We start from the raw sequence: 13230 nt of genomic DNA on the forward strand, positions 1-13230 counted from the left end.
AACGTTTTTTAGCGAATTCAATTATACCTCATCCTCATGCTGTTTGTTTTTTATACCGCAAAGATCAACACGCCCTAGGTGTTTCTAGTGTTGTTAATACTGACTGATAACTGCTATCCATTTTTAATTCAGCAATTACTTCACGATTATTTTTATACTTACTTTGCCAGCTAGATGAGTTTTTACCAGCCCAATGTGTTTCAGCTTCACCGTCTGATACTGCAATTACACAACCAGTTAAAAGTGGCGCTGTTAGCGCGGCAATTAAAAGTATTTTTTTCATTATTATATTCCTTAAATAAGCTCTAAATAAATTATTAAATCACTTTATAGCTACATTAAAGTAAAGAATAAGCCATGTTAGTAATGTATTATTAATCAATGCATTACATTTTAAATAGCTGTTTTACATTATCAATTTACTAGAGTGATTAGTAAGAACAGCTATTTTTTGGTTTATTTGACTACCTTGTCAGATGAGTTATTTAAACTAAGCGGTTTCGCGACTCTTGCTTAGAAAATGCGGCAATATTTAAGCTTACTTCATTAATTAATCGCACAATCGACTCCGTGCTCGCCCATGCAATATGTGGTGTAAGTAATAAATTATCACCTTTATAATTAGCAAGCGGGTTTGACAGCTCAGCTGGCTCTTTAGTTAATACATCTACACCTGCACCGGCAATTAAATTTTGTTCAAGGGCTGTAGCTAAGTCTGCTTCGTTAATAATACCGCCACGTGCTGTATTAATGATAATACTGCTTGGTTTCATCATTTTAAGTTCGTTAATAGCAATTAAATCACGGGTTTCATCGGTAAGTGGGCAATGTACGCTAATTATATCTGCAGTTTTAATAACTTCTTCAAATGGGGTACGACCATCGCGACATGCAACATTTTTTCGCTCAGCAATAATAACTTTAGCCCCAAAAGCTTCAGCCACTTTAGCTACACCTTGACCTAATGTTCCACCGCCAATAATTGCAAATACTTTACCTTGTAAATCATTAAAGCTGTAATCGAGTATGCAAAACATTTCACTTTTTTGCCATGCACCTTGCTGGCAATCAGCTTGATAACGGTGTGTATTACCTAAAAGGTTAGTGATTAATGAAAATGTATGTTGTACAACCGAAGGTGTTGAGTAACCAGCAACATTAGTTACTGCTATGCCAAATTCTTTAGCTGCTTCTAAGTCAACATTATTAGTACCTGTTGCACTTACGCAAATAAGCTTTAGTTGCTTTAATTGACTAATTGTATCGCGATTTAGAACCGCTTTATTGGTAATTAAAACATCAGCGCCTTGGCTATGCTCAAGTACTTGCTCCGGACTAGTGAGCTCATAAGTCGTTAGCTCACCTAATTGCTCTATACCGGTAAGTGATGTTTTAGCTAAAGTCGCGTTATCGAGAACGGTAATTTTCATGATGTGTCCTAATTATATAGATTAAATCTAATTAAAAAATAAAGGCAGATACCTGTAAATAATGAAGATATATAAAAAGTAAGTACAGATAATTTGAATTGATGCTTAAGGTACTACGAAAATTAGCTTTTGTTAATGCTAATACTACCAAATGACTAGTCGATGCTTATGTTTGTTATAAGTGAAGAATATCAACGTGGTCAGCCCACTAACCCCCTAATAATATGCTATTTTGATTAGCTATCTAAGATGATTAAGCGCATAACTTTTGGCACTAATGCTTAATTTTGTGGTCGTAACTTAGATAGAAATTGAATATAAATATATAACTTGCCGCTTTATCGCAGATTAGCGATTTTTAGGAATAACAAAGTAATCTACAGTTATGATAATAGTGCATCAAAGATAGAAGCATTTTATAGGTAATTTCGCATTTTAGATTGGCTGAGTTATAATCGAACATAGACATAAACGGTGCGCCTTGGCGTGCCGTTTTTTAACATTATAGATGTAGTAATGAGTGAATTAGAAGACAAGTACGCTGACATAAGACCTTATAACGATGATGAAGTTAAAGATTCGCTTTCGCGTTTAATGAACGATAATGCGTTTATTGATGTAATAGCAAAGTATAACTTACCGCGCTTTTTATCGTCTGTGCCATTCATAGCCCGCCTATTGGTAAGAAGCCAATTACGTAAAAAATGGGGTAAAGTGACCACGGTTGAGGATGTACAAAACGAAGTTGCGCAATACTTAGATAAATTAGTAAAGCGTACCACTTCAAAAGTAACATTTTCGGGGCTCGATAAACTGGACTCAGATCAGGCTTACTTATTTGTATCTAACCATCGCGATATTGTGCTCGATCCGGCATTAGTTAATTGGGGTTTATTTCAGCATAAAATGAAAACCGTACGTATTGCTATTGGCGATAACTTATTGCAAATACCTTATATTACTGAGCTCATGCGTTTAAATAAAAGTTTTATTGTTAAACGCTCAGCTAAAGCTCCTAAAGAAATGTTAAGAGCACTTACTCAGCTTTCGTCCTATATTTATGACTCTTTAATGAGTGGTAATTCTATTTGGATTGCGCAAAAAGAAGGTCGTGCAAAAGATGGTTTTGATCAAACCGATCCCGCACTTTTAAAAATGCTGCAATTGAATGGACGTAAGCAAAAGAAAGAATTTAGTGATTATGTAAAAGAATTAAAAATAGTCCCTGTTTCTATATCGTATCAGTACGAGCCGTGTGCGATAGCTAAAGCAAAAGAGCTTTATCATAAACAACAGCATGGTGAGTATATTAAGTCGGCAGGTGAAGATATTGCCAGTATTGTTGAGGGCTTTAGCGCAGCGAAAGGACACGTGCATTTATCATTTGGAAAACCAATTGAGTCGGGTTGCGATAGTGCTGAAGAACTTGCAAAAACGATAGATAAGCAAATTGTGGATTCGTTTTACTTACATCCTGGTAATTACATTGCTGGTGGCTGTAAAGAACAAGTAATTGATTCGCCAGATACAGCTACGTTTGAGCAGCGTATAGCGTGCGTACCAGATGAGTTAAAGCCATTGGTACTTGCCATGTACGCCAAACCGTTTCATCGTAAAACAGAGATTAAAACTAAAGGTTGTGAGCATTAAGCTTTTAGCCTCTTAGATTAATTTAAAAATAACACCGAAAAGCAGCAATTAATTGCTGCTTTTTTTTTGTTCAAAAATAACGCTATACTAAGTACCTCTAATTAATTGGTGTAAATGCGATGCAACAAATTGAAATATTTGATATTCCAAGTCCTTGTAAAAGTATTTGTCTGGTTAATAATCGAGGTTATTGTAAAGGGTGTTATCGCAGTCGTGATGAGCGTTTTTTATGGAATTCGTTAACTAACGTACAAAAAAAGAAAGTATTAAGTTTGTGTCAGCAACGTTATAAACGTTATTTGCAAAAAAAGCAGCAAGGCAGTGGATTAGATAACACAATAGAACAGCAAGGTTTTGATTTTTAAAAGCTTAAATTATACTTTGCTCTTAATGCGTATACTGTTCCGTCGCTGTTTAGCTTAATTAATGCGTGTTGTAGTTTTTCAACTAAGTTTTCATTTCTTTTATGTAGGTAATGATATATTGGATAAGTTATTAATATTTCTTTTATAAAACAGGTATCTGCTATTGTTTTTTTAGGCAAAGAAGAATTAAATAATAGAATTCCCTGTACCTTATGTTGAGTAAATAAGTTTAACTGTGTATTTAAATTTTTAACTCGGACCACATTACCTGGAAACTGCGAGCTAGATAAGTAGCGCTCTTGTACTGTGTAACCATCTAAAATCGCAACATTATCGAGCTGATCAAATGTATTTGGTTGGCAATTTTTATAAGCTACTAAATTAAATTTAAGGAGCTCGTAGTTAACTCGAATTAAATTACTACGATTTTCTACACTAATATCTCGACCTAACTGTCCATCTAATACTCCGTTATTAGCCGCTAATAATGCGTTTCGGCGATCAAAATCTACAAAGTGTATTTTATAACCAATATCAGCATAAGCGAGTTTTAATAACTCAACGACGTAATCAGATTGAGGTGTGCTTTCAGGGCGGTTAAAAGTAAGGTTATATTGATGGCTCAAACATGATGCGCTAAAGAATAAATTAACCAATAATAACAAAGTATTAAAACGTCTATGCACTATCACTTCCAATTACAGAAAAAATCAATAAAATAAGAAGTGTATAATAGCAAGTTGGTTACCAGTTGCACAGTTGCACAGTGGTGGCTTGTTTGAATATCTATTTATAAATTAATGAGGAAATACCGTGAGTTTTAATCTGTGTCTATTGCCACGTGAGGAAAAGTATCAAATTCAGCTTGATTATGAAGCGTCATTTTGGGCGTATCAAATTAAGCGAAATAAAAAAACGCGTGAACAAGTGTACAACACGATCCATAACCGCCCGATTGCAGATCAAATGTTTTTGAAGCAACAATTTGAACAGTATTTGGTTATGATGCTAAATTAGTACTAATTAGGCGAATTGGTACAACTATGTATGTGATTGAATGCATAAATGAAATTAAAACCCCACTCGTAAATAAGTTTTATAAGCAACATAACGCAAAAGGGCGTGCTAATAAGCAAGATCAACTGTGGGTTGTTTATGCTGATAAAGAAATTATTGCAGCATGTAGGCTGCAAAATAAAACTGATTTTCTATTTTTATCTACTGTTTTTGTGGCTCCCAAACATCGATCAAAAGGGCTAGCTACGTTACTAATCTCAACACTTTTAAAAAGCCAAAAAAAAGTAGTTTATACCTTTGCTTACAAAAACGTAGTTGATTTATATAGTGCTCTTGGTTTTAACCAAGTGTTAACATATACTTTTGCTTTACAATCACTTTTTGATATTTATAAACACCGTAATATTGTCGCCCTAAAATACCCATAACAATAAATAATAATGTGGAATAAGCATGAGCAGAGGCGTTAACCGGATTGTAAGTTACTTTATCGTTTTTATGGCGATTGTAAGCTGCCAACTAAGCGCGCAGGTTAAGCGTTTATCTCCAAGCGAAGGTTTGTCACAAAGCTACGTCAACACCATGCTAATTGATAATAACGGTTACTTATGGCTCTCTACCGAAGCAGGGCTAAATCGATATGATGGCTATCAGGTGCTCTCTATTAATGGTCCTAATGGCGAGTTAGAAGAAGCTATTATTGACCGTATTTACCAAGATACCGAAGGTCGTATTTGGATTGCATCTCTACTTGCTGGATTATTTAGGTACGATCCGGTAACTGATTCATATAAACAATTTTTAAAAAAACCTACCAGCGAAAAACAGATAATGAATCAATCTGTTTTTAGTATGCTTACCGTTGATAAAAAAACATTATGGATTGGTCGAGGTCGAGACTTTGCTAAGCTTGATATAGAAAGTGGCGAAATCACGTCTATTTTTGAACTCCCTAGTGAATATAAAAGTACTCTTGTTAGAAAGCTATTTCATTACAACGGTTATATATTTATCGGCACTAGCCATGGAGCCTATGTATTTGATATTGCCACAGAGCAAATACGACCTTTACAGCACTTAAAGGGAGAAGCTAATCATATTTATCAAAATAATGTGAAGTCGTTTGCGTTAGCTGAAAATAATCAACTATTAGTCGGCACTGTTAAAGGCTTGTATCAGGTAGATATCAGTGATCTATCGGGTATGTTTGAGCGATTAGATTTAGTATTTAAAAATAAAGCATTGTTAGCGGATTTAAATATTTGGGAAATAGTTAACGAACACGGAAAAATTGATTTAGCGACAGATAAAGGGTTGTTTAAGTTTAATTTAAACAGCGGTGAAATAATTAAAAATACGCGCATTACGCAGAGTAAATATACCCTCGCCGACACGAGTATTATAGACATGGCTAAAGATAAGTCTGGTGGTAAATGGGTTGCTACTAAAACCGATGGCGCTTTTTATTTATCAAATGATAATTACCATTTTAATAATGTTGATGGTAGTAAACTCGGTGGAGAAGGGCTGTCACATCACTCGATTTGGGGAATTACAGAGTACAAAGATAAGATATGGCTAGCAACGCATAACGGTTTAACTGAAGTTGATTTAAAAGCAAATACAGGGACTCCTTATTTAAAAGATTACAAAGTAGATTTACTCACCACTGAGTTTACCGTATATGAAATAATGCCTTATAAAGATAAGCTTTGGCTTTATAGTAATCGCGGGTTGTTTATTTTTGATCCCATTACACATCAGATCAGCGAACCTAAAACAAAAAATCCGGCTAACCAAGAACAAATAACCGGTTGGGTACATGGCGTTACCTTAATGCCAAATGGCGACTTATATTATGTTCACTCTGATCATGGCGTGTTTGTTTATAATATAAATACGCAAATAGTGTCCCGATTGGCTGGCGAAATGGCGCAGTTTGAACCTTTTTTAGCCCACGGATTTTTACCTGCTTTGTCTAATAAACCCGACTCTCCATTATTTTTTAATGCGGGTATTTTGTATCAAGTAAATCCAAAAAATTTAGCGTTAAAAATGATTTATAAAGTACCTAGGCAACATGAAAACGTTGCTATTAACGTACTGTCGTATGTGATAGATAACAATAATATTTTATGGATCTCACTTTCTAATTTTGGTTTGATAGGGCTAGATGCAACGACTTATCAATTAGTACATACAATTGATCTAGAAAAAAATAAACTCGGTACTTTGCTCTACGATATGGTGCTTGATGATGACGGTATGATCTGGATGAGTAGCCATAAAGGTATTTGGCGATTAAATCCAGGAACGCTTCATTTTCAACAATTCACAACCTCTGAAGGGCTACTTTCGGCTGAATTTAATAGTAATGCCATGGCACAACTTAAAGATGGTCGTATTGCTTATGGTGGTATTAAAGGTTTTACTTATTTTCACCCAATGGAAAACAAAAATCATCAGTCGCTTATCGAGCATGTAAATATTACGCGAGTTGATTTGATGTCACGAGATTTATCTCCCAATTTAAAACAGCCACTAAATAAAGTTGTGCTAAATCATGATGATATAGGGCTTGAAGTTGCATTCTCAGCAATGGCTTTTAGTAATCAAGAACGTATTATTTATGAGTATCAATTAGATAATGGTCAAAAAACGTATACGCGCAATAACAACCGAGTATTGTTTCCTAAATTAAACCCAGGTAACTATCAATTAAAAGTCTGGGCGAAAGATCCACTTACCGGTGAATACACTTCACCAGCTATTTTAAAAATAAAAGTAAAATACCCTCTGTGGCGTGCTCCATATTTTATTGTTTTATATGGTGTGCTATTTATTGCCTTAATAGCTATGTGGGTAATGCGTCGTAATAAAATTCAACGTATTTTGTTAGCTGCAAATAAAGAAAGTAAAGAGAGTGAGGCGCGTTTAAAAATAGCGCTTGAGGGCAGTGAATCTGGAGTTTGGGATTGGAAATCGACTAACCCAAATATTTATCAGCCTCGTTTATACAGCGAATTGGGATATAGCAATGAAACCGTTAGCCTTGATGAATATTTAGCTAAAATTCACCCTCAAGATAAGCAGTTATTCCGTTTAGAATGGTTGGAGTTTTTATCTACCGAGAAAGGGTATTTTAATTGTACCTACCGCTTACGCCACGCTAAAGGTTATTGGCGCTGGTATAAAGACTTTGGCAAAGTAGTTGAATGGGACGACAAAACACCGCAAAAAGTAGCTGGTACTTATACTAATATGACCCGTGAAATGGTGTTTGAAGAGCATGCGTTATTATTTACGGCAGCATTTGAACAAACTCGAGATTGGGTGTTTATACTCGATAAAAATTTAAATATTCGAGCTTCAAATAAATCCCTACAAACGGCGTTCAATTTTTCGGCTGAGTCATTATCTAGCCGCTCCTTAAATTTAGGTATTTCGCGCAGCCATCGGTTTGATTATTTACGTATTATGAAAAAGTTATCGGTTGAGGAGCACTTTTCTTGTGAGGATACGGTTATTCTTGCTAGTGGAGAGTCGCGTCATGTATTAGTGAAAATAAGTGCTGTAGCCGATAACAACCAAAGCTTAAATAGCTATGTAATTATTTTAACAGATATCAGTGCGCAAAAATTAGCTGAAAATGAACTTCATTTACTTGCCAACTACGACGTATTAACAGGCTTACCTAATCGTACATTATTTAATGACCGTGTTGAGCACGCATTAGAGCAAGCCAAACATCATCAATGCAAGGTAGCGTTATTACACATAAATATTAAACGCTTTAAATACTTTAACGATTCATTAGGGCATGAGGCTGCTGATGAATTAATTAAAAAAGTAGCCAAACGACTAAAGCTTACTTTGCGCCCATCAGATAGTGTTGCACGCTTTGGTGGTGATGAGTTTGTTGTACTTGTAGAGGATATTCACCAAATTGAAGAAGTATTATTAATTTGCGCAAAACTTATGGATTGTGTAAACCAAAATATCAGTATTAGCGGGCAAGTTGTAAATATTAATTTAAGCATTGGTGTGGCTATTTCACCTGATGATGCATTGCAAAGTGGAACACTATTAAAAGCTGCGAATATTGCGCTTTATCATGCTAAAGATTCACTTGAGGGCAGTTATCAGTTTTATAAACAAGAAATGAATCAACATGTACAAAGAGCGCTTCACTTAGAGTCACAGCTAACTAAGGCATATCAAGAGCATGAATTTTGTAATAACTACCAGCCGATTATAAATGCGCAAACTTATAAAACCGAGGGGTTTGAAGTGTTACTGCGTTGGCCTGAGAACAAATTAGTACAAACTCAGGAGTTTTCTTTAGCGGCTGAGAGTATTGGTTTGATTACAAAAATAATGTTACAAACGCTCGCCCGTGCGTTAGATGAGCTAAAAGAATGGCGTAAAGTGTCGCCTGAGTTGTATTTATCTATAAATTTATCTGCATTAGATTTCGAATTTGAAGAGTTAGTGCCAGAGATAAAACGAGCATTAGGCTTTGCAGGAGTTCCATCAGAAGCTATTGTATTTGAAATTACAGAATCAATACTAATTCGTGACTCAAAGCACGCTTTACAGAGTATGGAAATGCTTAAAAAGCTTGGTTGTAGATTATATATGGATGACTTTGGTACCGGCTATGCCTCACTCACTTACTTAAAACGCTTCCCTATTGATGTGCTTAAAATCGACCGCAGCTTTGTGCAAGATATAGGCGTTGATTCTGATGATGAAGCCATTATTCGCTCAACATTAGCATTGGCTCATAGTTTAGGAAAAGAGTGTGTAGCTGAAGGGGTTGAAAGCTCACATCAACTTACCTTTTTAAAGGCGCTTGGTTGTAAGCATTTTCAGGGGTATCTATTTAGTCGGCCAGTTTCAAGTGAAGATGTACCAGCACTGATTACACGTAACTGGGATGACATATTCAATAAAAGTTAACCTAAGGTCTGCTCGTCTTTTTAAGTTAAAGATACGCTGCCCTTTGGGTTCATTCTAGGGGCGTTTTCCGCAATTTCGGCAAAATAATTTGCTATTGTGCTCATTTAGTTGAGTTTTAATTGCTTTGTTAGCTTCTAATTTATTTAGACCTAATTTACAACGTAACTCATCTAAGTGACCGCGCTGTTCATCATTAAGCGAGCCATCGTTAAGTGTGCCACCATGAATCTGTTCGTGTACAGCGTCTTCAAAAGCTTGGCGACGTTTGCGTACTTGCTCTGAAAAACTTGATGCTAATAAACCGGTTGGTATTGCTATCATCCCCATACTAAGCAGCGTTATTACTCCTCCAAACAACTTACCAAGTGGTGTTATTGGCACTACGTCACCATAGCCAACCGTGGTTAATGTTGCCATTGCCCACCACATGGCGGCAGGAATAGACCCAAATTTATCTGGTTGTACGTCGTGCTCAATTAAATAAATGCCACAAGACGCTAAAATAAGAACAACTGCCATAATAAAAAAGGCGGCAAAGAGGGAGCTTCCTTCACTTAAAAAAGCTTGTAGAAGTAGCTGCATAGCACGTGAATAACGCGTAAGTTTAAATACTCTTAAAAGCCTTAGTACACGTAAAAAACGCAGGTCTAGTGGTACTATAAACATTAATAAGCTAGGCAATATAGCTATTAAATCTATTACTGCCAATGGGGAAAAAAGATACTTGAGTCGGCGCTTTACGTTAGAACCTTCAATTGCAGCATATTTGGGTTTATCAACACACGACCAAACTCTTACTACATATTCAACTCCAAAAATAGCCACCGAGACAATTTCTAAGATTAAAAATGCGTCGTAGTATTGCTGTGCAACACTTGGGATTGATTCAATGATAATAGCGACTACATTAATCATAATTAAAGCAATCAGCGCAATATCAAGTAGGTGCCCAGCGCGATGATAGCCGCCTGTGCCTTCAAACAGACTCGCTACTTTTTGTCTTGAGGTTGGTTTGTTTGTCATTATTTAAGTAAAAGCACCATATTAATGCTGCCTTCTTCAAAATCACGGCTTATTTTAAAGCCGAGTTTACGTGCAAGCTCAATCATGCCGGTATTTTCTGGCAATGTAATACCTTCAACCGACTCAACACCTTGGCGTTTACAGTGATTAATTGCTGCACTCATTAGTATTCTACCCAAACCTAAACCTTGGCAGTCTGAGCGTACAACAATAGCAAATTCAGCATGTAAGTTATCGGGATCCATAATCACTCTTGATACACCTAATGTACGTGTTTTACCTTCAAAGCGTTGGCATACAATAAACGCCATTTCACGGTCGTAATCAATTTGCGTCATTTTAGCGAGTTGATCGTGGTTAAACTGTGGCAATTCACCAAAAAATCGTTTGTACCTGTCTTCTTTATTAAGAGATTGATCAAATGCTTGGTGTGCTTGCTCGTCTTCTGGTTTTATTGGTCTGAGCGTAGCCTGAGTGTTGTTTTTAAGCGTTACTATTTCTACGAGCTCAATAGGGTAGGGGCGAATAGATAAGCGCTTACGATTGCTTTGGGTTTGATAGCGATTAAGTGTCATGGTCGCATCAAGTACTAAAAACTGCCCGTTACTGGCAAGTATAGGGTTAAGCTCCATTGAGCTGATATCGGGTTGATCAATCACTAACTGCGAAATGCGAGTTAGTAATGCGCATAAACGATACTTATCGACCTTTTCAGGTAATATGCGCTCTTTTAACACGCCTTTATCGTGTGCTGCGGCAATTAAATACTTTGCTAAATTCATGTTTAGTGGTGGTAAGGCAACCGCTGCTTGTGCATATTCTAACCCTGTACCTGCTTCACCCAATAAAATAACAGGACCAAAATTTGGCTCTGTTTTAATCGCTATTCTTAATTCATTAGCGCCGGCGCGAGGAGCCATTTTTTGTAATGAAAAACCTTCAATGGTTGCATCAGGGTACGTGTTTTTGATCCGAATGAGCATTGCAAATGCAGTTTGTTCTACTTCTTGCGCATCATTTAAATTAAGCACGACTCCACCAACCTCAGATTTAGAGGCAATACTTGGACTAATCAGTTTTAATGCAACAGGAAACCCGAGTTCTATTGCTTGCTCTTTAGCTTCTGTTGGGGTGTAAGCAACTTCGGTTTTAATACACTTAATACCATAATGATTTAATATTTGGCTCGCTTGATGGGTAGGTAGATAGCTGTGTTGATCATCTAAAAACTCATTAATAAGGGCTTTAGCAGCCTCTTTATTTATTTTAGCGTCATCGGTATTAGACTCAGGTGTTTGTGTTAAATGCTTTTGGTTACGGCGATAAGTTACTAAATGCATAAATGCACCAACAGCACCCTCTGGCGTACGATAGGTGGGTATTGCATTGTTAGAGCACACTTTTCTTGCTGCGTATGAAGCATCTTCGCCCATAAAGTTAGTAATTACATAAGGACGGGCCATTTTAGGAAGCGTTTTAAGTGTTTGCACAATAATATCTGCATAATCTTCACTAGGTGCTAGCGCTGATGGAGTATGAATTATAAGTAAATTTTTAACTTCTTTAGCATGTAATAAAATCTCCAGTGCCTGCTTGTAACGAGCCGGAGCGGAGTCGCCAAAAATATCTACAGGGTTTGAAGTGGTTTCTGATTGCGGAATCACTTTATTAAGCGCATTGCGAGTTTCAACGCTCAACTCGGCTAACTTACCTGAACTTTGAATAAGTTCGTCAACAGCCATAACACCAGGTCCGCCGCCATTTGTTAAAATGGTTAACTGCTCAACCTTAAGTAACTTCGGGTGCATTGCAAGTGTTTGTGTAGCTGCAAAAAGTTCACGTAAATCATTTACGCGTAGCATACCAGCACGCTGAAAAAGTGCATCGTAAACTGCATCAGAGCTTTGCTTTCCGCCTGTATGAATTTCTGCAGCGAGGGCGCCTGCACTGGTTTTTCCTGTTTTTATAGCAATAACAGGTTTGCTAAAAGCCGCTGCACGGGCAGCTGAAATAAAACCGCGTATATCTTCAATGTTATCTATGTAGAGCAAAATAGCTTTGGTTTTAACGTCACGCCCTAAAAAATCAAGTAACTCATTAAAGTTTATATCAAGGCAATCACCAACCGAGACAAAATACGAAAAACCAATTTCTTTGTTTTTAGCCCAGTCTAAAATGGTAGAACATACCGCAGCAGATTGAGATACAAATGCAATTTTACCGGGGCTTGCTACTGTGTGCGAAAAACTCGCATTTAAACCAATATGCGGAATCAGTAACCCTAAACAGTTTGGTCCTAGTAAAGTAACTTGATGGGCTTGAGCGCATGCTTTAAGCGCACTTTTTTGATCCCCAGAAAGTCCGTCAGCAATAACTATTGCGCTTTTACAACCCAGCTCACCAAGCTGCTGAATTATGTCGGTTAAGGTGTTTTTGTTTGTGCAAATAACAGCAAGGTCGGGGACTTTAGGTAAATCGGCAATACAAGAATATGCGAGTACACCGTGAACTGCTGTATAACTAGGTGTTACAGGCATTATTGGGCCTTTAAAGCCACCTTGTAAAAGGTTACGCATAACAACAAAACCAGCACGAGTAGATACGTTAGAGGCACCAATAACTGCCACTGAGCTTGGGTTAAAAAACTGGGTAATGCGCTTTAAGCTCATGGATTTTCCTTGGCTGATTAAATTTTGCGTTATTTATAGTCTCAATGTACCCTGTTTGTCGTGTTATTTCGAGCGGACAATTGCTTATTATTGATGTCAATCAAGGAGAATAAT

The 13230-nt window shown here is 36.8% G+C and carries 9 protein-coding genes and 1 pseudogene; 5 read left to right on the top strand and 5 right to left on the bottom strand.

The genetic code is table 11. The annotated features are described in order from the left end of the window. Nucleotides 1-76 precede the first annotated feature (76 nt). Both I6F65_RS10130 and I6F65_RS10135 read right to left on the bottom strand, forming a co-directional pair. Nucleotides 77-283 (bottom strand): annotated as a pseudogene (locus I6F65_RS10130) (hypothetical protein); the annotation flags it as partial. A 202-nt stretch (nt 284-485) separates the two neighbouring features. Continuing rightward, on the bottom strand, nt 486-1430 hold the full coding sequence (locus I6F65_RS10135) for a D-2-hydroxyacid dehydrogenase (protein ID WP_197112740.1): 945 nt from the start codon (nt 1428-1430) through the stop codon (nt 486-488). Nucleotides 1431-1946: 516 nt separating this feature from the next. Here I6F65_RS10135 and I6F65_RS10140 point away from each other — a divergent pair. After that, nucleotides 1947-3080: a 1-acyl-sn-glycerol-3-phosphate acyltransferase gene (locus tag I6F65_RS10140; RefSeq protein WP_197112742.1), complete on the top strand. Its 1134-nt coding sequence runs from the start codon at nt 1947-1949 to the stop codon at nt 3078-3080. 119 nt (nt 3081-3199) lie between these two features. After that, the gene (locus tag I6F65_RS10145; RefSeq protein WP_024611782.1) at nt 3200-3445 is read left to right on the top strand and encodes a DUF1289 domain-containing protein; all 246 of its coding nucleotides are present in this window, start codon (nt 3200-3202) and stop codon (nt 3443-3445) included. Here I6F65_RS10145 and I6F65_RS10150 read toward each other — a convergent pair. Further along, a complete protein-coding gene (locus I6F65_RS10150) occupies nt 3442-4131 on the bottom strand; it encodes an ABC transporter substrate-binding protein (protein WP_024611783.1) in 690 nt (229 codons plus the stop codon). The genes I6F65_RS10145 and I6F65_RS10150 overlap by 4 nt on opposite strands. Before the next feature lie 127 nt (nt 4132-4258). Between I6F65_RS10150 and I6F65_RS10155 the strand changes: the two genes are divergently transcribed. From I6F65_RS10155 to I6F65_RS10165, 3 genes are read left to right on the top strand one after another with little or no spacing between them, the layout of a single operon-like run. Next, a complete protein-coding gene (locus tag I6F65_RS10155) occupies nt 4259-4462 on the top strand; it encodes a DUF3283 family protein (protein ID WP_024611784.1) in 204 nt (67 codons plus the stop codon). Between the two features lie 26 nt (nt 4463-4488). Next, complete coding sequence (locus I6F65_RS10160) at nt 4489-4890, top strand: GNAT family N-acetyltransferase (protein ID WP_024611785.1); 402 nt, start codon at nt 4489-4491, stop codon at nt 4888-4890. Between the two features lie 25 nt (nt 4891-4915). Further along, entirely contained in the window at nt 4916-9424 is a 4509-nt protein-coding gene (locus I6F65_RS10165) for an EAL domain-containing protein (protein WP_197112744.1), read from the top strand. 54 nt (nt 9425-9478) lie between these two features. Here the strand turns inward: I6F65_RS10165 and I6F65_RS10170 are convergent, their stop codons facing one another. After that, on the bottom strand, nt 9479-10447 hold the full coding sequence (locus I6F65_RS10170) for an ion transporter (RefSeq protein ID WP_024611786.1): 969 nt from the start codon (nt 10445-10447) through the stop codon (nt 9479-9481). After that, nucleotides 10447-13116: a bifunctional acetate--CoA ligase family protein/GNAT family N-acetyltransferase gene (locus tag I6F65_RS10175; RefSeq protein ID WP_166108848.1), complete on the bottom strand. Its 2670-nt coding sequence runs from the start codon at nt 13114-13116 to the stop codon at nt 10447-10449. The genes I6F65_RS10170 and I6F65_RS10175 overlap by 1 nt, the downstream gene beginning before the upstream one ends. Between the last annotated feature and the right edge of the window lie 114 nt (nt 13117-13230).

Source organism: Pseudoalteromonas sp. SWXJZ94C, assembly GCF_015864385.1.
Lineage (GTDB): Bacteria > Pseudomonadota > Gammaproteobacteria > Enterobacterales > Alteromonadaceae > Pseudoalteromonas.